The sequence below is a fragment of the Pseudomonas moraviensis subsp. stanleyae genome, assembly GCF_036283065.1.
GTDB lineage: Bacteria > Pseudomonadota > Gammaproteobacteria > Pseudomonadales > Pseudomonadaceae > Aquipseudomonas > Aquipseudomonas stanleyae.
The window spans coordinates 372,058-391,792 of record NZ_JAADJI010000005.1 but is presented as its reverse complement, the minus strand read 5'-3'; the positions used below and the strand labels follow the sequence as shown (position 1 = coordinate 391,792).

The following is a 19,735-nucleotide window of genomic DNA, read 5'->3' as shown; positions in this document are numbered from 1 at the left end:
GCGAGGCTGAATTGGTATTCTGCGCGGCCTGCCGCAAATCCGCCGCGCCCGGTAAACTGCGCCTTTGCGACGCTATATGTCGCATTGCCGTAAACCCGGGAAAATCCGGGGTTTGCGCTATAAGAAGTTGTCGCTTGGCGACAAGGCCGGGCACCAAACTGTCCTTACAATCCCCTCATCGCTCGCCAGTTCCAGGCGGGTGTTCCTCTTCAGGAGACTCCGATGTCCGTTGAGCACGCTGCGGTACAACGCGCCGATTTCGACCAGGTAATGGTTCCCAACTACGCGCCTGCCGCTTTCATTCCGGTGCGTGGCGCCGGTTCCCGGGTCTGGGATCAGGCCGGCCGCGAGCTGATCGACTTCGCCGGCGGGATTGCCGTCAACGTATTGGGCCACGCACATCCGGCGCTGGTCGGCGCGTTGACCGAACAGGCGAACAAGCTGTGGCACGTGTCCAACGTGTTCACTAACGAACCGGCCCTGCGCCTGGCCCACAAGCTGATCGACGCCACGTTTGCCGAGCGCGTGTTCTTCTGCAACTCCGGCGCCGAAGCCAACGAGGCCGCGTTCAAACTGGCCCGTCGCGTCGCATTCGACCGTTTCGGCAGCGAGAAATACGAAATCATCGCCGCGCTGAACAGCTTCCACGGCCGTACCCTGTTCACCGTCAACGTCGGTGGCCAGTCGAAGTACTCCGACGGTTTCGGCCCGAAAATCACCGGCATCACCCACGTTCCCTACAACGATCTGGCCGCGCTGAAAGCCGCGGTGTCCGAGAAGACCTGCGCGGTGGTGCTTGAGCCGATCCAGGGCGAGGGCGGCGTGCTGCCGGCCGAACTTGAATACCTGCAAGGCGCCCGTGAGCTGTGCGACGCGAACAACGCGCTGCTGGTGTTCGATGAAGTGCAGACCGGCATGGGCCGCAGCGGCAAGCTGTTCGCCTACCAGCATTACGGCGTGACCCCGGACATCCTCACCAGCGCCAAGAGCCTGGGCGGTGGTTTCCCGATCGCGGCGATGCTGACCACCGAAGCGCTGGCAAAACATCTGGTGGTCGGCACTCACGGCACCACGTACGGCGGCAACCCGTTGGCCTGCGCTGTCGCTGAGGCAGTGATCGACGTGATCAACACCCCGCAAGTGTTGAACGGCGTGAACGCCAAGCACGACAAGTTCAAGACCCGCCTGCAACAGATCGGCGAGAAATACGGCCTGTTCACTCAGGTACGTGGGCTCGGTCTGCTGATCGGTTGCGTGCTCAGCGAAGCGTGGAAAGGCAAGGCCAAGGACATCTTCAACGCCGCCGAACAGGAAGGCCTGATGATTCTTCAGGCGGGCCCGGACGTGATTCGTTTCGCCCCGAGCCTGGTGGTGGAAGATGCCGATATCGATGCCGGTCTGGACCGCTTCGAACGTGCTGCGGCGAAGTTGACGCAAGCCTGATGGACCTTTCGGCGCCTGAAATTTTGCAGGCGCCGAACTCAATTTTTGACACCGGGCGAGTTTCCAATGTGGGAGCGAGCCTGCTCGCGAAGAGGGAGTGTCAGTCGCCATCTATGCTGACTGACAAACCGCTTTCGCGAGCAGGCTCGCTCCCACAGTGTCCGGTGTTCTTTCTGTGATTTTTTGAAGAGAAAAGGAGTGACACCATGCTGGTGATGCGCCCCGCGCAAATGGCTGATCTGGGCGAGGTACAGCGTCTGGCTGCGGACAGCCCGATTGGTGTCACTTCCTTGCCGGATGACGTGGAACGTCTGAGCGACAAGATCGCCGCGAGCGAAGCTTCGTTCGCCGCCGAAGTGAGCTTCAACGGTGAAGAGAGTTACTTCTTCGTCCTCGAAGATTCAAGCACCGGCAAGCTCGTCGGTTGCTCGGCCATCGTCGCTTCGGCCGGCTACTCCGAGCCGTTCTACAGCTTCCGTAACGAGACCTTCGTCCACGCCTCCCGCGAGCTGAAGATCCACAACAAGATCCACGTGCTCTCGCAGTGCCACGACCTGACCGGCAACAGCTTGCTGACCAGTTTCTACGTGCAGCGCGAACTGGTCGGGTCGCCGTGGGCCGAGCTCAACTCCCGTGGCCGTCTGTTGTTCGTCGCCAGCCACCCGGAGCGCTTTGCCGATTCGGTGGTGACCGAGATCGTCGGTTACAGCGACGAGAATGGCGACTCGCCGTTCTGGGATGCGATCGGGCGCAACTTCTTCGACCTCAACTACGCCGAAGCCGAGCGCCTGTGCGGGCTGAAAAGCCGCACCTTCCTCGCCGAGCTGATGCCGCATTACCCGATCTACGTGCCGCTGCTGCCGGACTCCGCGCAAGAGGCGATGGGCCAGGTGCACCCACGGGCGCAGATCACCTTCGACATCCTGATGCGCGAAGGCTTCGAGACCGATCACTACATCGACATTTTCGATGGCGGCCCGACCCTGCATGCGCGGGTGTCCGGCATCCGTTCGATCGCCCAGAGCCGCGTGGTGCCGGTGAAGATCGGCGAGCCGGTCAAAGGCGCCGGGCGTCAGTACTTGGTGGCCAACGCACAGTTGCAGGATTACCGCGCGGTGTTGCTGGAGCTGGACTATGCGCCGGGCAAACCGGTGACGCTGGATATGGAAGCAGCCGAAGCCCTGGGCGTCGGTGAAGGTGCCAGCGTGCGCCTGGTGGCGGTTTAACGCCTTAGCGAGTTTCACGGGTGGCGCGAGCGGCCCGTTTGAGGAGATAGCATGATTGTTCGTCCCGTACGCAGCAGCGATTTATCCGCGCTGATCGATCTGGCCCGCAGCACCGGCACCGGCCTGACCACTTTGCCGGCCAACGAAGAGCGCCTGACCCACCGGGTCGGCTGGGCCGAGAAGACCTTTCGCGGCGAAGCCGGGCGTGGCGATGCCGACTATCTGTTCGTGCTCGAAGACGATGACGGCCGCGTGGTGGGCATCTCCGCCATCGCCGGCGCCGTTGGCCTGCGTGAGCCCTGGTACAACTTCCGCGTCGGTCTGACCGTCAGCGCTTCGCAAGAGCTGAACATCTACCGTGAGATTCCGACGCTGTTTCTGGCCAACGACCTGACCGGTAATTCCGAGCTGTGCTCGCTGTTCCTGCACGCCGATTATCGCAACGGTCTCAACGGCCGCATGCTGTCCAAGGCGCGCATGCTGTTCATCGCCGAGTTCCCGGAGCTGTTCGGCAACAAGATCATCGCCGAAATGCGTGGCGTGTCCGATGACGCCGGGCGCTCGCCGTTCTGGGAAAGCCTCGGCCGGCACTTCTTCAAGATGGAATTCAGCCAGGCCGACTACCTGACCGGCGTCGGCAACAAGGCATTCATCGCCGAACTGATGCCGAAATTCCCGCTGTACACCTGCTTCCTTTCGCCGGATGCGCGTAACGTCATCGGCCAGGTGCACCCGGACACCGAACCGGCGCTGGCCATGCTCAAGAGCGAAGGTTTCAGCTATCAGGGTTACGTCGACATCTTCGACGCCGGCCCGGCCATCGAATGCGAAACCAGCAAGATCCGCGCGGTGCGTGACAGTGAAGCGCTGGTGCTGGCCGTCGGCACGCCGGGCGATGACGCCACGCCGTTCATCATCCACAACCGCAAGCGCGAGGATTGCCGCATCACGGCTGCCCCAGCGCGTCTGGCAGCGGGCACCCTGGTGGTCGATCCGCAGACCGCAAAACGTCTTCAACTCAGCGCCGGCGATCAGGTTCGCGCCGTGGCGTTGTCCGCTGCACGGGAGTCGAAATAATGAATTCGCTATACATCGCAGGTGAGTGGCTGGCCGGTCAGGGCGAAGCCTTTCAATCGCTGAACCCGGTGACCCAGCAAGTGCTGTGGGCGGGTGAGGGCGCGACGGCCGCGCAGGTCGAGTCGGCGGTGCAGGCTGCCCGTCAGGCGTTTCCTGAATGGGCACGTCGCACCCTCGAAGAACGCATCAGTGTGCTCGAGGCTTTCGCCGCGTCGTTGAAAAATCACGCTGACGAACTGGCTCGCACCATCGGCGAAGAAACCGGCAAGCCGCTGTGGGAGTCCGCGACTGAAGTGACCAGCATGGTCAACAAGATCGCGATTTCGGTGCAGAGCTACCGCGAGCGTACCGGCGAGAAGAGTGGCCCACTGGGCGACGCCACCGCCGTGTTGCGCCACAAGCCGCACGGCGTGGTCGCGGTGTTCGGCCCTTACAACTTCCCCGGTCACCTGCCCAATGGTCATATCGTCCCGGCGCTGCTGGCCGGTAACACGGTGCTGTTCAAGCCTAGTGAACTAACGCCGAAAGTCGCCGAGCTGACGGTCAAGTGCTGGATCGAAGCCGGGCTGCCAGCGGGTGTGTTGAACCTGCTGCAAGGCGCGCGGGAAACTGGCATCGCTCTGGCGGCGAACCCGGGCATCGACGGACTGTTCTTCACCGGTTCCAGCCGCACCGGCAATCACCTGCATCAGCAATTTGCCGGGCGTCCGGACAAGATCCTTGCCTTGGAGATGGGCGGCAACAACCCGCTGGTGGTCGATCAGGTCGCCGATCTGGACGCGGCGGTGTACACGATCATTCAGTCGGCATTCATTTCCGCCGGCCAGCGCTGCACCTGCGCCCGGCGTCTGCTGGTGCCGCAAGGCGCGTGGGGCGACAGCCTGCTCAAGCGTCTGGTTGAAGTCAGTTCGACTATTGAAGTCGGTGCGTTCGATCAGCAGCCGGCGCCGTTCATGGGCTCGGTGATTTCCCTCGGCGCGGCGAAAGCGCTGATGGATGCGCAGGAGCAACTGCTGGCCAACGGCGCGGTGGCGCTGCTGGAAATGACTCAGCCGCAAGCGCAATCGGCCTTGCTGACCCCGGGCATCGTTGATGTGACGGCAGTCGCTGAGCGCCCGGACGAAGAACTGTTCGGGCCGTTGCTGCAAGTGATCCGCTACAGCGACTTCGCCGCGGCGATCACTGAAGCCAACAACACCGCTTATGGGTTGGCCGCCGGTTTGCTCTCGGATTCCGAAGCGCGCTACCAGCAGTTCTGGCTGGAAAGCCGCGCCGGCATCGTCAACTGGAACAAACAGCTGACCGGCGCCGCGAGCAGCGCGCCGTTCGGCGGCGTCGGCGCCTCGGGCAACCATCGCGCCAGCGCCTATTACGCAGCGGACTACTGCGCGTACCCGGTGGCATCGCTGGAAACCCCGAGCCTGGTGTTGCCAGCGGCCCTGACGCCTGGCGTGAAAATGGCGTAACGGCCAATCGCGAGCAGGCTCGCTTCCACAGGTTCAGTAGTGTTCACACATTTTGTGTTCAACATAAATCCTGTGGGAGCGAGCCTGCTCGCGAAGGCCGCGCCTCGGTCTAAAAGAATAGTTACTGAAGCCTATAACAACAGATTCTCGTGGAGCCTCGCTGATGAAATCCTATGAAGTCAATTTTGACGGTCTAGTGGGGCCGACCCATAACTACGGTGGTCTGTCCTACGGCAACGTCGCCTCGCAGAGCAACAGTCAGCAATCCTCGAATCCGAAGGAAGCGGCGCTGCAAGGTCTGGCGAAAATGAAAGCGCTGATGGACATGGGTTTCCAGCAAGGCGTGCTGGCTCCGCAGGAACGTCCTGACGTGGCCGCGCTGCGCCGTCTGGGCTTCAGCGGCACTGACGCGCAGGTGATCGAGCGCGCTGCAAAAGAGGCGATGCCCCTGCTGGTCGCCAGTTGCTCGGCGTCGAGCATGTGGGTGGCCAATGCCGCCACGGTCAGCCCGAGCGCCGATACCGCTGACGGCCGCGTGCATTTCACCGCCGCCAACCTCAATTGCAAATATCACCGCAGCATCGAGCACCCGACCACCAGCCGCGTGCTCGGCGCGATGTTCGCCAATCAACAGCACTTCGCCCATCACGCCGCATTGCCGGCAGTGGCGCAGTTTGGCGACGAAGGCGCGGCCAACCACACGCGTTTCTGCCGTGAATACGGCGAAGCGGGTGTCGAGTTTTTCGTGTTCGGTCGCAGCGCGTTCGACAACCGTTTCCCGGCGCCGCAGAAATACCCGGCGCGGCAGACCCTCGAAGCCTCGCAAGCCGTGGCGCGTCTGCACGGTCTGCGTGACGAAGGCGTGGTTTATGCGCAGCAGAATCCCAACGTCATCGATCAGGGCGTGTTCCACAACGACGTGATCGCTGTGGGCAACGGTGAAGTGCTGTTCTATCACGAGGACGCGTTTCTCGAGACCGACAAGATGCTCGCCGAACTGCAAGGCAAACTGGCCAAGGTCGGCGGCAACTTCCAGTCCGTTTGCGTGCCGCGTTCGGCAGTCAGCGTCGACGATGCCGTGCGTTCCTACCTGTTCAACAGCCAGCTGCTGTCGCGTCCCGACGGCTCGATGCTGCTGATTGTGCCGCAGGAATGCCAGGCCAACGAACGCGTCTGGGCTTATCTGCAGAGCCTGACCAGCTCGGGTGGAATGATCCGCGAAGTAAAAGTCTTCGATCTCAAGCAAAGCATGCAGAACGGCGGTGGCCCGGCGTGCCTGCGTCTGCGCGTGGCGCTGAATGAATCCGAACTGGCGGCGGTCAATCCAGGGGTTATCATGACGGCCCCGTTGTACGGTTCGTTGACCGCATGGGTTGAAAAGCACTACCGCGACCGCCTGAGCGAAACCGATCTGGCGGACCCGCAGTTGCTGCTCGAATGCCGGACGGCACTGGATGAACTTACGCAAATCCTTAAACTGGGCGCGGTTTATCCTTTCCAGATCAATTGATCGCCGACGCGCTGCCTGAACGCGGCGCGCGGCGTGTCACCCCAAGAGAGTAAAAACATGAGCGATTCCCTGCAGCTGATCCTTGAAGACACCGACGGCACGCAACTGCAAACCTCGTGCACCCGCGTCGCGGTCATGTGGCAAGGCAAAGAGCTGTGGATCCAGCAGGATGGCCGTGGCCAGCTGCTGATCGGCGTCGACGTCGAGGAAGGTGACGAAGAGTACGCCAACCTGCTGCTGCGCCCATTGGCGACTAATCTGGTAAGTCTGCAACTGGAAATGGAACCGGCTGACCTTGGCGCTGACGAGGACCACGTACACGGCCCGGATTGCAACCACGACCACTAAGGAAACCGCTCTATGCTCGCCCTCGGCAAACTGCTTGAACTGACCCTCGCCGGCCGCGAACCGGCGGAGAAGACTCAACTGACTGTCGAAGGCGTGCGCATGCGCTGGTTGAGCGAAGGGGCGCTGGAAGTCCGGCCCCCGGAAGCGCGCGACAATGGCCTGGACCTGCTGCTGTCGGCAGGCATCCACGGCAATGAAACCGCGCCGATCGAGTTGCTCGATCGGTTGCTGCACGACATCGCACGCGGCGACTTGAAGCCGCGCGCACGCATTCTGTTCCTGTTCGGCAACCCGGAAGCGATCCGCAAGGGTGAGCGTTTCGTCGAGCAGGACGTCAATCGGCTGTTCAACGGCCGCCACGAACAAAGCAGCGGCAGCGAAGCACTGCGCGCCTGTGAGCTGGAGCGGCTGGCGGCGAGTTTCTTCAGCAAGCCCGAGCGTCAGCGTCTGCACTACGACCTGCACACGGCGATTCGCGGTTCGAAGATCGAACAGTTCGCCTTGTACCCGTGGAAGGAAGGGCGCCAGCATTCCCGGCGTGAACTGGCGCGGCTGCGCGCGGCCGGCATGGAGGCGGTGCTGTTGCAGAACAAGCCGTCGATCGTGTTCAGCTCTTACACCTACGACAAGCTCGACGCCGAGGCTTTCACCCTGGAACTGGGCAAGGCGCGGCCGTTCGGGCAGAACGACGGCGTCAACGTGTCACTGCTGGAAACCCGCCTGAAGCAGATCATCGAAGGCACTGAGCCTGAGACAGAAGCAGGGCTGGACGGCTTGCAGCTGTTCAGCGTCGCGCGGGAAATCATCAAGCACAGCGATGCGTTCCGCCTGAATCTGCCGCAAGACATCGAGAATTTTTCCGAGCTGGAGCCGGGTTATGTGCTGGCCGAAGACCTGGCCAATACCCGTTGGGTGATCGAAGAGCAGGGCGCGCGGATCATCTTTCCCAATCCCAAGGTCAAGAACGGCCTGCGCGCCGGCATCCTGATCGTCCCGACCAGCGACGAAAACCTCGCCTGAGGTCACTACATCCCATGTAGGAGCTGCCGAAGGCTGCGATCTTTTGATCTTGCTCTTGAAGATCAAAAGATCGCAGCCTCGTTTCACTCGTCAGCTCCTACAGGTTTTGCCGTGCCTTAGACAGCTAGCGCGCGCTGCTCCGTGCGGCGCAATGCACGAATCTTCTGCAACGTATCGGCGCAAGTCCGCGCTGCTTCCTGGCCTTTGTGCACAAAGTGTTCGAAGAAGAACTTCTGATGTTCTTCGCCCGAATGGAAGTGATGCGGGGTCAGCGACACCGAGAACACCGGCACTTCGGTTTCCAGCTGCACCTGCATCAGGCCGCTGACCACCGATTGCGCAACGAACTCGTGGCGGTAGATGCCACCGTCCACCACCAGGGCGGCGGCAACGATGCCGGCGTAACGGCCGGACTTGGCCAGCAGCTTGGCGTGCAGCGGCATTTCGAAAGCGCCGCCGACTTCGAAGAAATCGATGTCCGATTCCTGATAACCCTGCACCAGCATTTCGGCGATGAAGCCTTTACGGCTCTGGTCGACGATTTCCTTGTGCCAGCAGGCCTGGATGAACGCGACGCGCTCGCCCTGTGGGTGTTTGCTTTTGCTGTCGATTGCGGTGGGTTGCATGTTCTGACTCCTGTTTGTGTGAAAAACAGGGCGTTATGAATCGAAAGGGATGCAAGGGTGCGAGCGCAGGCACGAATGCTCGCGGACGGCCCTTTGGCGTCGATCCCGTTCTCTCTTCATCCGGACTATGACCGTCGGCCCCGGAATCACACCGGGTCTGCTGACCTTGCCGACGCACCCGATCAAGTCGTGTGCAGCGCCAAGCGCTCGCGGGCTATGCGCAATGCGCGCAATTACCGCCGGTGGGGAATTGCACCCCGCCCTGAGAACGTTTTCGCCGCCCATAGGCGGGCGGCGGGCAGTTTGTAACACATATTTCCCAGCCATGCACATGACACTGTGGGAGCGAGCCCGCTCGCGAAAGCGGCTTCACATTCAACGAATATGCTGACTGTTACTGCGCTTTCGCGAGCAGGCTCGCTCCCACATGGATTATGGTTTTTCCTGAGAGCGGTGATTTTTGCTCGTTCAAGGCTTGATTAATCTGCGCGATGACCGCAGTAATCCCACTTCATAAAGGGATTTCCCCTGCTGACCAGAGGCCAGGTTCATGAGTGTTATCGATCTTCGCAGCGACACCGTCACCCAACCGACTCCCGCCATGCTCGATGCGATGACCGCAGCGGACACCGGAGACGATGTGTACGGCGAAGATCCAACGGTCAATCGCCTCGAAGCCGAACTGGCCAAACGCCTGGGCTTCGCCGCTGCGTTGTTCGTGCCCACCGGCACCATGAGTAATCTGCTCGGCTTGATGGCCCATTGCGAACGTGGCGACGAGTACATCGTCGGTCAGCAGGCGCACACCTATAAGTACGAAGGTGGCGGGGCGGCGGTACTTGGCTCGATCCAGCCGCAGCCACTGGAGGTGCAGGCCGATGGTTCGCTGGATCTGGATCAGGTCGCGGCGGCGATCAAGCCTGACGATTTCCATTTCGCCCGCACCCGCCTGCTGGCGCTTGAAAACACCATGCAGGGCAAGGTGCTGCCGCTGGAGTATCTGGCCCGTGCCCGACGCTTTACTCAGGAGCATGACCTGCAATTGCACTTGGACGGCGCGCGGCTGTACAACGCGGCGGTCAGGCTCGGCGTCGATGCCGAAGAGATCACCCAGCATTTCGATTCGGTGTCGGTGTGCCTGTCCAAGGGCCTCGGCGCGCCGGTCGGCTCGGTGCTGTGCGGCTCCGCGCAGTTGATCGGCAAAGCGCGGCGCTTGCGCAAAATGGTCGGCGGCGGCATGCGTCAGGCCGGGTTGCTCGCGGCGGCTGGTTTGTACGCGCTGGATCATCACGTCGAACGGCTGGCCGACGATCACGCCAACGCACAGGTGCTCGCCGATGGTCTGCGTGAGGCCGGTTTCGTCGTCGAACCCGTGCAAACCAACATGGTTTATGTGCAAATGGGCGACAAGGCCGAAGCGCTCAAGGCCTTCGCCGGCGAACGCGGTATCAGGCTCAGCGCCGCCGCGCGCTTGCGCATGGTCACGCACATGGACGTGAGTCGCGCGCAAATCGAGCAAGTGATCGCGACATTCGTCGAGTTTTCGCGCAAGTGACAGCGTTAGCCGTCCAATTGACCGTTTCTATCGTATAAACACGCTGTACCCCGCGCGCAGGGCCGATATAATGCGGCCCTTTGCCGTCGCTTCGTCTCATGACGTTTCGAACAGGCCTTTGGCCGCAGCCTCCGTGGAAGAACCTAATGAAAAGCGCAGAAATCCGTGAAGCCTTCCTTCGCTTCTTCGAAGAGCAAGGCCACACCCGTGTAGCCTCCAGCTCTTTGATTCCGGGCAACGACCCAACCCTGCTGTTCACCAACGCGGGGATGAACCAGTTCAAGGACTGCTTCCTGGGCCAGGAAAAACGTGCGTACACCCGTGCCACCAGCAGCCAGAAATGCGTGCGCGCCGGCGGCAAGAACAGTGACCTGGAAAACGTCGGTTATACCGCGCGTCACCACACGTTCTTCGAAATGCTCGGCAACTTCAGCTTCGGCGACTACTTCAAGCACGACGCGATTACTTTCGCCTGGACCTTCCTCACCGGCGTGCTGAAGCTGCCGAAGGAAAAGCTCTGGGTCACCGTCTACGCCACCGACGACGAGGCGTATGACATCTGGACACAGAAAATCGGTGTGCCGGCCGAGCGCATGATCCGCATTGGCGACAACAAGGGCGCGCCGTACGCTTCCGACAACTTCTGGACCATGGGCGATACCGGCCCGTGCGGCCCGTGCACCGAGATTTTCTACGATCACGGCGAGCACATCTGGGGCGGCCCGCCGGGTTCGCCGGAAGAAGATGGCGACCGTTACATCGAGATCTGGAACAACGTGTTCATGCAGTTCAACCGCACCGCCGATGGCGTGTTGCATCCGTTGCCAGCGCCGTCGGTGGACACCGGCATGGGCCTGGAGCGGATCAGTGCGGTGATGCAGCACGTCAATTCCAACTACGACATCGACCTGTTCAAGAACCTGCTGAAGGCTTCGGCGGAAGCGATCGGCTGCGAAAACGGCGATCAGTCTTCGCTCAAAGTTGTCTCCGACCACATCCGTTCCTGCGGCTTCCTGATCGCCGACGGCGTGCTGCCGTCCAACGAAGGTCGCGGTTACGTGCTGCGCCGGATCATCCGTCGCGCCTGCCGTCACGGCAACAAGCTCGGCGCCACCGGGAGCTTCTTCTACAAGATCGTCGCGGCGCTGGTTGCCGAAATGGGCGAAGCCTTCCCGGAACTGAAAAAGCAGCAAAGCAACATCGAGCGCGTGCTCAAGGCAGAAGAAGAGCAGTTCTCCAAGACCCTGGAGCACGGCCTGAAAATCCTCGAGCAGGATCTGGCCGAGCTCAAAGGCACCGTGGTGCCGGGCGACGTGGTGTTCAAACTCTACGACACCTACGGTTTCCCGATGGACCTGACCGCCGACATCGCCCGCGAACGCGGCCTGACCGTCGACGAGGTCGGCTTCGAGCGCGAGATGGAAGCGCAGCGTGTGCGCGCGCGTTCGGCCAGCTCGTTCGGTCTGGACTACAACACCCTGGTCAAGGTTGATGTAGCCACCGAATTCACCGGTTACGCCGCCACCAGCGGCTCGGCGAAAATCGTTGCCATCTATAAGGATGGTCAATCGGTCGACGTGCTGAGCGAAGGACAGGAAGGCGTGATCGTCCTGAATCAGACGCCGTTCTACGCCGAGTCCGGTGGCCAGATCGGCGACTGCGGTTTCATTCAGGCCGGCAACAGCCGCTTCGACGTGCGCGACACCACCAAGACCGGCGGCGCATTTCTGCACCACGGTGTTCTGGCCTCGGGCAGCCTGACCATTGGCGCGCCGGTGGAAACCCACGTTGACGCCGAAGTGCGTCACGCCACCGCGCTGAACCACTCGGCCACCCACTTGCTCCACGCCGCGTTGCGTCAGGTGCTGGGCGAGCACGTGCAGCAGAAAGGTTCGTTGGTCGACAGTCAGCGTCTGCGTTTCGACTTCAGCCACTTTGAAGCGATCAAGCCAGAACAGATCAAGCAGTTGGAAGACATCGTCAACGCCGAGATTCGCAAGAACTCCGCCGTTGAAACCGAAGAAACCGATATCGAAACCGCGAAGAACAAAGGCGCCATGGCGCTGTTCGGCGAGAAGTACGGCGACAGCGTGCGTGTGCTGAGCATGGGCGACTTCTCCGTCGAACTGTGTGGCGGTATCCACGCCAACCGTACCGGCGACATCGGCCTGCTGAAAATCATCAGCGAAGGCGGTGTGGCATCGGGCGTGCGTCGTATCGAGGCAGTCACCGGTGCTGCAGCGCTGGCCTACTTGAACGCGGCGGAAGAACAACTCAAGGAAGCGGCCAGCCTGGTCAAGGGCAGCCGCGACAACCTGATCGACAAGCTCTCGGCGGTACTGGAGCGCAACCGTCTGCTGGAGAAACAACTCGAGCAGTTGCAGGCCAAGGCAGCCAGCGCAGCGGGCGACGATCTGTCGGCCTCGGCGGTGGACGTCAAGGATGTGAAGGTGTTGGCCGCCCGTCTGGACGGTCAGGATGGCAAGGCGCTGCTGGCGCTGGTCGATCAACTGAAAAACAAACTCGGCCGCGCAGTGATCCTGCTCGGCGGTGTCCATGAGGAAAAGGTCGTACTGGTTGCTGGCGTAACCAAGGACCTGACTGGCCAACTCAAAGCCGGTGATTTGATGAAACAGGCTGCTGCGGCAGTGGGCGGGAAGGGCGGTGGTCGTCCGGACATGGCGCAGGGCGGTGGTGTCGATGCCGCTGCGCTGGATGGCGCACTGGCGCTGACCGTTCCATTCGTCGAGCAGGCTTTATAAGACGGCTCGCCGGGCCCGCAGTCCAGTGGCGGGCCTGGCGACTGTTCGAAAGATTATTGGGCGCCCTTCATGGGCAGAGGCGGCTTTGAAATGGCTTTGATCGTACAGAAATTTGGAGGCACCTCGGTCGGCACTGTCGAGAGAATCGAGCAGGTCGCCGACAAGGTTAAGAAATTCCGCGATGCCGGCGATGACCTGGTGGTTGTGCTGTCTGCAATGAGCGGCGAAACCAACCGTCTGATCGATCTGGCCAAGCAAATCAGTGGCGAGGCGCAACCGGTTCCGCGCGAGCTGGACGTGATCGTTTCCACCGGTGAGCAGGTGACGATTGCCCTGTTGGCCATGGCGCTGATCAAGCGCGGTGTGCCGGCGGTGTCGTACACCGGTAATCAGGTGCGGATCCTGACCGACAGTGCGCACAATAAAGCGCGTATCTTGCAGATTGATGACCAGAAGATTCGCGGTGATCTGAAGGCCGGTCGCGTGGTGGTTGTCGCCGGTTTCCAGGGCGTCGACGAGCATGGCAACATCACCACCCTCGGGCGTGGCGGTTCCGATACCACTGGCGTGGCACTGGCTGCAGCCTTGAAGGCGGATGAATGCCAGATCTACACCGACGTCGACGGTGTCTACACCACCGACCCGCGTGTGGTGCCGGTCGCTCAGCGTCTGGACAAGATCACCTTTGAAGAGATGCTGGAAATGGCCAGCCTCGGTTCCAAGGTGCTGCAGATCCGTGCGGTGGAATTCGCCGGCAAGTACAACGTACCGCTGCGCGTACTGCACAGCTTCAAGGAGGGTCCGGGCACCCTCATTACTATTGATGAAGAGGAAACCATGGAACAGCCGATCATTTCCGGCATCGCTTTCAACCGCGATGAAGCCAAGCTGACCATCCGTGGCGTGCCAGACACCCCGGGTGTGGCGTTCAAGATTCTCGGCCCGATCAGTGCCGCGAACATCGAAGTCGACATGATTGTGCAGAACGTCGCGCACGATAACACCACCGACTTCACCTTCACCGTGCACCGCAACGACTACCAGGCCGCACAGACCGTGCTGGAAAACACCGCTCGCGAGATCGGTGCCCGTGAGGTCGTTGGCGACACCAGGATCGCCAAGGTCTCGATCGTCGGCGTCGGCATGCGTTCCCACGCAGGCGTGGCCAGCCGCATGTTCGAATCCCTGGCCAAGGAAAGCATCAACATCCAGATGATCTCGACTTCGGAAATCAAGGTTTCCGTGGTGATCGAAGAGAAGTACCTGGAACTGGCCGTGCGCGCGCTGCACACGGCTTTCGAACTGGATGCTCCGGCCCGTCAGGGCGAGTAATCCGCTTCTGTGAAGGGCGCGGTCTGACCGCGCCCTTTATTTTTGAATGGCGTGAGCCCCGGAACTGTTCTTTTGCTCGCGCTGGTCAATACTCAGGCATGTAGGGCTACGATCGCTGCGGTTGTAGGTCGGGTGCCTTTTTTTTGCAGACTGTTGTCCCTGAAATGAATGGCGTAAGGAGAAAGGTATGCTGATTCTGACTCGTCGGTGCGCGGAAAGCCTGATTATCGGTGACGGCGAAATCACCGTGACCGTGCTCGGCGTCAAAGGAAACCAGGTGCGTATCGGCGTCAACGCTCCGAAAGAGGTTGCGGTGCACCGTGAAGAAATTTACCTGCGTATAAAGAAAGAGAAGGACGAAGAACCAAGCCATTAATTTTTATCGATTTTTATGTTTGCAAACGGGGAAGAAGCTGGTTAATATACGCCCCGTGTTGCGGAGAGCTGGCCGAGTGGCCGAAGGCGCTCCCCTGCTAAGGGAGTACACCTCAAAAGGGTGTCGGGGGTTCGAATCCCCCGTTCTCCGCCATTATTTGCTTAGTACGTCGTAATCTGGCTTCTTCTGTAAGTTGTTGAAATTACTAGAAAAAGTGTTTGACATAGAGATTAGACGGCCTATAATGCGCGGCAACAAATGCACTCGTAGCTCAGCTGGATAGAGTACTCGGCTACGAACCGAGCGGTCACAGGTTCGAATCCTGTCGAGTGCACCATTTAAGAGTTATTTGCTGTAAGGTGAGTAACTCGGTTTCAGCCAGTTGTGGTCTGGTTTAAAAACACAAATGCACTCGTAGCTCAGCTGGATAGAGTACTCGGCTACGAACCGAGCGGTCACAGGTTCGAATCCTGTCGAGTGCACCATATACCAAAAAGCCCGCGTTTAACGCGGGCTTTTTGCTGTCCGGGATTTGGCTTTTCCCTTCACACACCCTCTTTCATCAAAATCAATTTGAGCACTGCGGCCTCGCTTGAGGTCGTAACGATAGCTTGTGGTCGACGTTCGCGTGTTGATCTTGTCCGGCTTGCCCAGCGCGCTTTCGACATCACGCTGGCTCATGCCGGCAATCACTCGCCGATTGATGATCGCTTCGCGCCGCTGCCTGTTATCGATCCGGTTTCCACATTGGTGTTCGGCGCCGCCGACGATGCCCGGTTCGCGCCCCCTGTCTTTCATGCCTGTCACGGCTTCGTGATTGAACTCCGGCATGATTGCCACCCAGCCGGGAGCATAGGGATGAACCTCCTGAACTGAGAGTTGCTCGCCGGCTGCGCAGCTCATCGATGTGAAGGTGACGCCGCCGTCAGCGGCCTGGCAACGATGCAACGTGGTGGCGTTGGAAGCTGTGATGTGGAGCAGGGCGGGCAGTAGAAAAAGCGCTGGTTTTGCTGGCATTCGATGTCCTCCATGACGATCTACGCTCAAGGGTAGTCGCTGCTTTTTGCATCGACGGTGTGTTTTCTTTTCAAGATGAGTCGTCGCATTTGCACGGATCAGGAAGGCGCTCAGGTTTGTTTCGCAAGCGCTTGTTTCAGCCGTGATTTTTTCAACGTTTTAAACCGTCAGGCGTGTATCATTGCGCCCGTCAGCCCCGCCGGGGCTTATGGAAAACCTCCATGGACTTACCCAGTAGTTGTTCAGTAAACCGTTTCACCAATCATGAATTGACTGATTGATCCTTCCGGCGTGCCCCGCTGCTGGGAGTGGAGTTCGCCTATGTCCGAAATCGAAGTAAAGAAAACTCAGGAAAGCCTGCAGGACCGCCTGGCTCAGGTTGTCGAGTTGTTGCAGCGCCAACGTGTCGTTGAAGACCTGACTCATCGCCAGGAAGGTCCGCACCACGACCGCGTGGAGAACCTGGTTCACCGGCAAAACCTTGTCGAGCTGCAACGCAAGCTCGATGATCTGCACTCCGCCGACGTTGCCTATATTCTCGAAGCCTTGCCGCTGGACGATCGTCTGACGCTCTGGCAACTGGTCAAGGCCGATCGCGACGGCGACATTCTTCTCGAAGTATCCGATTCCGTCCGAGAGACGCTGATCGCCGACATGGACGATCACGAGCTCCTGGCTGCGGCCAAGGACATGGACGCCGACGAACTCGCTGACCTGGCCTCCGAGCTGCCGCGAGACGTTGTCCATGAGCTGATGGAAAGTCTGGATAACCAGCAGCGCGAACGCGTGCGCTCGGCCCTGTCCTATGACGAGGATCAGGTCGGTGCGTTGATGGACTTCGAGATGGTGACGATCCGTGAGGACGTCAGCCTCGAAGTGGTTCTGCGTTACCTGCGCCGCCTGAAAGAGCTTCCCGGCCATACCGACAAACTGTTTGTGGTCGATTACGACGGCGTGCTCAAAGGCGTGCTGCCGATCAAGCGTCTGCTGGTCAATGATCCGGAGAAGCAGGTCGCCGAAGTGATGGCCAGCGATCCGGTGAGTTTCCATCCGGACGAAGATGCCTACGACGCTGCTCAGGCATTCGAGCGTTACGATTTGATCTCCGCGCCGGTAGTCGACAAGAACGGCAAACTGATCGGCCGTCTGACCATCGATGAAATGGTCGACCTGATCCGTGAGGAAAGCGAAAGCGAAGTCCTCAACATGGCCGGTCTGCGCGAAGAGGAAGACATTTTCGCGTCGGTGTGGAAATCCCTGCGCAACCGCTGGGCCTGGCTGGCGGTGAACCTGATCACCGCGTTCGTGGCATCGCGGGTGATCGGTCTGTTCGAAGGCTCGATCGAGAAGCTCGTGGCACTGGCGGCGTTGATGCCGATCGTCGCCGGTATCGGCGGCAACTCCGGCAACCAGACCATCACCATGATCGTGCGCGCCATGGCGCTGGATCAGGTCAGCACCGGCAATACATCGCGATTGATGCGCAAGGAACTGGCGGTTGGTCTGATCAACGGTCTGGTCTGGGGCGGGGTGATCGGTGTGGTCGCGTACATGCTCTACGGCAGTTGGTCGCTTGGTGTGGTGATGACCGCAGCAATGACGCTCAACCTGTTGCTGGCCGCGTTGATGGGTGTGTTGATTCCGATGACGCTGGCGAAGATGGGCCGCGATCCGGCGATGGGCGCCAGCGTGATGATCACCGCAATGACCGACAGCGGTGGCTTCTTCATCTTCCTCGGGCTGGCGACAATCTTCCTGCTCTGAACAGCTGCAATACAAAGCCCGTCAAATTGACGGGCTTTTTTACGCCTGCGAAATCTCAAAATCGAGGCAAAAAAAAGCCAGCAATCATGCTGGCTTTAATATGTTCGGTATAACTCAGGACGCGTCTGCGGCCATCTCAGCGTCGTGGGCGATCAGCGACACCAAGGCGTTTTGCTGACGATGCGACAGCTGACGGAAGCGTTGCAACAGCTCGCGCTCGTGCAGCGACAGCTCCGGGCTGTCCAGGCGCATGCTCAGCTCTTCGCCCAGTGCGCCTTCCTGAATAAGACTCTGCTCAAGGCGCGCAATGATCTCGGAGTTCATGCTGCGATGATGATTGCGAGCCACCTCGGCAATGCGTTCACGCATTCCGTCTGGCAGACGTACGACAAACTTGTCAGCCGTACGGCTGGAATAAATTGCCTGTTTCAATGGGCGCATATATTTAACCGGTTAGTTCAGGGGAGCGGTTCTCGGGATTGGCCGCAGGATGTGTGGTAGGACAAGCATCCGGACCAATTGGTTCAACCTGAATTGTTAAGAGGCCGGCATCATGCCTCAAAATTGCCAGATCATTGGCGTCAATTCTGTGACAAATATTGAGCCGGGTAAAGGCGTAATGCCAGCACCAGTTGTCAGAAATGCGGACTGGTTGGAAAACTTTCCATCCATCCGTATCGCTGCCCGCTTCCGCAAGCACATTTGTTGATGTCCATAGACATCAGAACGTGCATGCTATGCGGCTCGCTGTCCCAGATCCCTATGGGTACAGGATAGTGGCAATTTGCCGATTTACTAGAGGCGGAACCCATCGGAGGGCGTTTTCAGGATGGATGGCAAGCTTTTTTACCTGATGGGGCCGTCCGGTTCGGGCAAGGACAGCCTGATTGAAGCATCGCGTGAGTCGTTGCGTGCGTTGAACTGTGAGGTGATGCGCCGGGTGATCACCCGATCAGCGGAGTCCGTCGGCGAAGATGCAATTGGCGTGACGCCTGAAGAGTTCGAGCGGCGACAGCACGCCGGCGCTTTTTCCCTGGCCTGGCAAGCCAACGGCCTCTCCTACGGCATTCCAAGGGAATTGGATGAATGGTTGCAAGCGGGCCGGCACGTACTGGTTAACGGGTCGAGAGCGAACCTGCGTCAAGCAATGGAAAGGTATCCAACGCTGGTTCCGGTTCTACTGACAGTCAACGATGAGGTCCTGCGCAAGCGCTTGCTCAGCCGTGGTCGGGAGACCCCCGAGCAAATCGATGCGAGGCTGGCTCGCAATGCCTTGTTCAAAGACCGAAGATCCAGCGACAGCCCCGTTCAGCAGATCGACAATTCCGGCGACCTTGCTGCCGCTGTTTCCGCGCTACTGGAATTGATTCGGCTCAACGCAGAACCGGATCAAACTTGATTTTGCGCCCTGCAATCAGCGCCAGCACAAACAGCACCGCAAACACGCCACAGCCAACCAGAGGCAAGGTGACTTCCGTCTCCTCGAACAGCGCCAGATGGGTAACGCCACTCAGTAAAGCGAGGATCAGAAATCCCGTCGCCGATTTGGACATGTTGTACTCCTGAAGATATTTCAAAAAACCAGACGTTCGGTGGTTGGCGCCGAGGCTTGCTCCGGCTCGCTGACCATTTGCGTAGAAGCGTCGCTGCGATCACTCAACACTGCCCACTGCGGCGCTTTCTGCACTTGCAGGTAATGCGGCATGCGCTGCGCCACTGGCTGCCCGACGTCAGCCTTGGGAAAAAAATGCGATCCGAGCAAGAAAGCCAGAGCCGCTGCGTTTGCAAGCAAGAGGGTGCTGTTCATGGCACGACGCTCCAAATTGTTCTTTTTGATAGAACAGGCATAGCAGTCGCCGTGCCAACAGTGTAACGGCTGATAAGTCCTTTAAAAACAAGGGTTTGGTAAGGTTTTTCGAGCGACGCTGATTGCAATCTGCAATGACTGCATTTTCGCGCAGTGCAATTTGCCCGGTAAAAGTTCCCGCAATCTTGCAGGGCGCTTGCCTACACTTAAAAAGCCCTACGGACGACATGACAAAACAGGGCCTGGCCGTTAACATGCACGCCGTCTGTCGCACCGCGTACAGCCCGCGTCAATCAGTGTCTCAGTAGCTCAATTGGATAGAGCATCCCCCTCCTAAGGGGAAGGTTGCAGGTTCGAACCCCGCCTGGGACACCACCTCTTCAAAAAACAAAAAGCCCCGTCGCAC

At 59.8% G+C, this 19,735-nt stretch carries 18 protein-coding genes, 4 tRNA genes and 1 riboswitch; of the genes, 17 read left to right on the top strand and 5 right to left on the bottom strand.

Annotation, left to right across the window (positions count from 1 at the left end):
* The first annotated feature begins 222 nt into the window (after positions 1-222).
* The 7 genes from GXB78_RS11545 to astE all read left to right on the top strand — a co-directional run bounded on the left by GXB78_RS11545 (position 223) and on the right by astE (position 8,090).
* Positions 223-1,443: an aspartate aminotransferase family protein gene (locus tag GXB78_RS11545; RefSeq protein WP_329515469.1), complete on the top strand. Its 1,221-nt coding sequence runs from the start codon at positions 223-225 to the stop codon at positions 1,441-1,443.
* Positions 1,444-1,649: 206 nt separating this feature from the next.
* Positions 1,650-2,669 (top strand): arginine/ornithine succinyltransferase subunit alpha, encoded by a 1,020-nt coding sequence (gene aruF, locus GXB78_RS11540; RefSeq protein WP_024014015.1) that lies wholly within the window; start codon positions 1,650-1,652, stop codon positions 2,667-2,669.
* 51 nt (positions 2,670-2,720) lie between these two features.
* On the top strand, positions 2,721-3,746 hold the full coding sequence (gene astA / locus GXB78_RS11535) for an arginine N-succinyltransferase (protein WP_024014014.1): 1,026 nt from the start codon (positions 2,721-2,723) through the stop codon (positions 3,744-3,746).
* Entirely contained in the window at positions 3,743-5,212 is a 1,470-nt protein-coding gene (gene astD, locus GXB78_RS11530) for a succinylglutamate-semialdehyde dehydrogenase (protein ID WP_329515503.1), read from the top strand. Before astA ends, astD begins: the two co-directional genes overlap by 4 nt.
* A 163-nt stretch (positions 5,213-5,375) precedes the next feature.
* On the top strand, positions 5,376-6,722 hold the full coding sequence (gene astB, locus GXB78_RS11525; protein WP_329515468.1) for an N-succinylarginine dihydrolase: 1,347 nt from the start codon (positions 5,376-5,378) through the stop codon (positions 6,720-6,722).
* A gap of 57 nt (positions 6,723-6,779) precedes the next feature.
* Positions 6,780-7,070 carry a hypothetical protein gene (locus GXB78_RS11520; protein WP_016773591.1) on the top strand — a complete coding sequence of 97 codons (291 nt, stop codon included), beginning with the start codon at positions 6,780-6,782 and terminating at the stop codon, positions 7,068-7,070.
* Positions 7,071-7,082: 12 nt separating this feature from the next.
* Positions 7,083-8,090 carry a succinylglutamate desuccinylase gene (astE, locus tag GXB78_RS11515; RefSeq protein WP_329515467.1) on the top strand — a complete coding sequence of 336 codons (1,008 nt, stop codon included), beginning with the start codon at positions 7,083-7,085 and terminating at the stop codon, positions 8,088-8,090.
* Positions 8,091-8,206: 116 nt separating this feature from the next.
* Here astE and GXB78_RS11510 read toward each other — a convergent pair whose 3' ends face one another.
* Positions 8,207-8,716, bottom strand: a complete 510-nt coding sequence (locus GXB78_RS11510; RefSeq protein ID WP_329515466.1) for a 6,7-dimethyl-8-ribityllumazine synthase — start codon at positions 8,714-8,716, stop codon at positions 8,207-8,209.
* A 103-nt stretch (positions 8,717-8,819) separates the two neighbouring features.
* Positions 8,820-8,990: riboswitch (FMN riboswitch) on the bottom strand.
* 276 nt (positions 8,991-9,266) lie between these two features.
* Here GXB78_RS11510 and ltaE point away from each other — a divergent pair.
* From ltaE to GXB78_RS11475, 7 genes are all read left to right on the top strand, one after another.
* A complete protein-coding gene (ltaE, locus tag GXB78_RS11505; RefSeq protein ID WP_329515465.1) occupies positions 9,267-10,271 on the top strand; it encodes a low-specificity L-threonine aldolase in 1,005 nt (334 codons plus the stop codon).
* 146 nt (positions 10,272-10,417) lie between these two features.
* Positions 10,418-13,033 (top strand): alanine--tRNA ligase, encoded by a 2,616-nt coding sequence (gene alaS, locus GXB78_RS11500; protein ID WP_329515464.1) that lies wholly within the window; start codon positions 10,418-10,420, stop codon positions 13,031-13,033.
* Positions 13,034-13,123: 90 nt separating this feature from the next.
* Positions 13,124-14,365, top strand: coding sequence for an aspartate kinase (locus GXB78_RS11495; protein ID WP_253504549.1), 1,242 nt, complete (start codon positions 13,124-13,126; stop codon positions 14,363-14,365).
* Between the two features lie 187 nt (positions 14,366-14,552).
* Positions 14,553-14,741 carry a carbon storage regulator CsrA gene (gene csrA / locus GXB78_RS11490; RefSeq protein WP_002554426.1) on the top strand — a complete coding sequence of 63 codons (189 nt, stop codon included), beginning with the start codon at positions 14,553-14,555 and terminating at the stop codon, positions 14,739-14,741.
* A 62-nt stretch (positions 14,742-14,803) separates the two neighbouring features.
* Positions 14,804-14,894 (top strand) — tRNA-Ser (locus GXB78_RS11485).
* A 107-nt stretch (positions 14,895-15,001) separates the two neighbouring features.
* Positions 15,002-15,078 (top strand) — tRNA-Arg (locus GXB78_RS11480).
* 71 nt (positions 15,079-15,149) lie between these two features.
* Positions 15,150-15,226: transfer RNA gene (locus tag GXB78_RS11475), tRNA-Arg, on the top strand.
* 19 nt (positions 15,227-15,245) lie between these two features.
* Here GXB78_RS11475 and GXB78_RS11470 read toward each other — a convergent pair.
* On the bottom strand, positions 15,246-15,758 hold the full coding sequence (locus GXB78_RS11470) for a cell envelope protein SmpA (protein ID WP_329515463.1): 513 nt from the start codon (positions 15,756-15,758) through the stop codon (positions 15,246-15,248).
* Positions 15,759-16,079: 321 nt separating this feature from the next.
* On the opposite strand from GXB78_RS11470, the gene mgtE reads away from it, so the two are divergent.
* Positions 16,080-17,522, top strand: a complete 1,443-nt coding sequence (gene mgtE / locus GXB78_RS11465; protein ID WP_016773597.1) for a magnesium transporter — start codon at positions 16,080-16,082, stop codon at positions 17,520-17,522.
* 114 nt (positions 17,523-17,636) lie between these two features.
* On the opposite strand, the gene GXB78_RS11460 is transcribed toward mgtE, so the two are convergent.
* Complete coding sequence (locus GXB78_RS11460) at positions 17,637-17,963, bottom strand: Arc family DNA-binding protein (protein WP_003178899.1); 327 nt, start codon at positions 17,961-17,963, stop codon at positions 17,637-17,639.
* Positions 17,964-18,351: 388 nt separating this feature from the next.
* On the opposite strand from GXB78_RS11460, the gene phnN reads away from it, so the two are divergent.
* Positions 18,352-18,921, top strand: a complete 570-nt coding sequence (phnN, locus tag GXB78_RS11455) for a phosphonate metabolism protein/1,5-bisphosphokinase (PRPP-forming) PhnN (protein ID WP_329515462.1) — start codon at positions 18,352-18,354, stop codon at positions 18,919-18,921.
* Here the strand turns inward: phnN and GXB78_RS11450 are convergent.
* Positions 18,896-19,075, bottom strand: coding sequence for a PA3371 family protein (locus GXB78_RS11450; RefSeq protein WP_016773599.1), 180 nt, complete (start codon positions 19,073-19,075; stop codon positions 18,896-18,898). The two genes, phnN and GXB78_RS11450, sit on opposite strands and share 26 nt — an antisense overlap.
* 20 nt (positions 19,076-19,095) lie before the next feature.
* A complete protein-coding gene (locus tag GXB78_RS11445) occupies positions 19,096-19,329 on the bottom strand; it encodes a hypothetical protein (protein WP_329515461.1) in 234 nt (77 codons plus the stop codon).
* Between the two features lie 298 nt (positions 19,330-19,627).
* Between GXB78_RS11445 and GXB78_RS11440 the strand changes: the two genes are divergently transcribed.
* Positions 19,628-19,704, top strand: a tRNA-Arg gene (locus GXB78_RS11440).
* The last annotated feature ends 31 nt before the right edge of the window (positions 19,705-19,735 follow it).

Excerpts from the sequence above, each read along its gene's own strand:
- GXB78_RS11545 (WP_329515469.1), top strand. The coding sequence starts at position 223 with ATGTCCGTTGAGCACGCTGCGGTACAACGCGCCGATTTCGACCAGGTA.
- aruF (WP_024014015.1), top strand. The coding sequence starts at position 1,650 with ATGCTGGTGATGCGCCCCGCGCAAATGGCTGATCTGGGCGAGGTACAG.
- astA (WP_024014014.1), top strand. The coding sequence starts at position 2,721 with ATGATTGTTCGTCCCGTACGCAGCAGCGATTTATCCGCGCTGATCGAT.
- astB (WP_329515468.1), top strand. The coding sequence starts at position 5,376 with ATGAAATCCTATGAAGTCAATTTTGACGGTCTAGTGGGGCCGACCCAT.
- GXB78_RS11520 (WP_016773591.1), top strand. The coding sequence starts at position 6,780 with ATGAGCGATTCCCTGCAGCTGATCCTTGAAGACACCGACGGCACGCAA.
- astE (WP_329515467.1), top strand. The coding sequence starts at position 7,083 with ATGCTCGCCCTCGGCAAACTGCTTGAACTGACCCTCGCCGGCCGCGAA.
- GXB78_RS11510 (WP_329515466.1), bottom strand. The coding sequence starts at position 8,716 with ATGCAACCCACCGCAATCGACAGCAAAAGCAAACACCCACAGGGCGAG.
- ltaE (WP_329515465.1), top strand. The coding sequence starts at position 9,267 with ATGAGTGTTATCGATCTTCGCAGCGACACCGTCACCCAACCGACTCCC.
- alaS (WP_329515464.1), top strand. The coding sequence starts at position 10,418 with ATGAAAAGCGCAGAAATCCGTGAAGCCTTCCTTCGCTTCTTCGAAGAG.
- GXB78_RS11495 (WP_253504549.1), top strand. The coding sequence starts at position 13,124 with ATGGCTTTGATCGTACAGAAATTTGGAGGCACCTCGGTCGGCACTGTC.
- csrA (WP_002554426.1), top strand. The coding sequence starts at position 14,553 with ATGCTGATTCTGACTCGTCGGTGCGCGGAAAGCCTGATTATCGGTGAC.
- GXB78_RS11470 (WP_329515463.1), bottom strand. The coding sequence starts at position 15,758 with ATGCCAGCAAAACCAGCGCTTTTTCTACTGCCCGCCCTGCTCCACATC.
- mgtE (WP_016773597.1), top strand. The coding sequence starts at position 16,080 with ATGTCCGAAATCGAAGTAAAGAAAACTCAGGAAAGCCTGCAGGACCGC.
- GXB78_RS11460 (WP_003178899.1), bottom strand. The coding sequence starts at position 17,963 with ATGCGCCCATTGAAACAGGCAATTTATTCCAGCCGTACGGCTGACAAG.
- phnN (WP_329515462.1), top strand. The coding sequence starts at position 18,352 with ATGGATGGCAAGCTTTTTTACCTGATGGGGCCGTCCGGTTCGGGCAAG.
- GXB78_RS11450 (WP_016773599.1), bottom strand. The coding sequence starts at position 19,075 with ATGTCCAAATCGGCGACGGGATTTCTGATCCTCGCTTTACTGAGTGGC.
- GXB78_RS11445 (WP_329515461.1), bottom strand. The coding sequence starts at position 19,329 with ATGAACAGCACCCTCTTGCTTGCAAACGCAGCGGCTCTGGCTTTCTTG.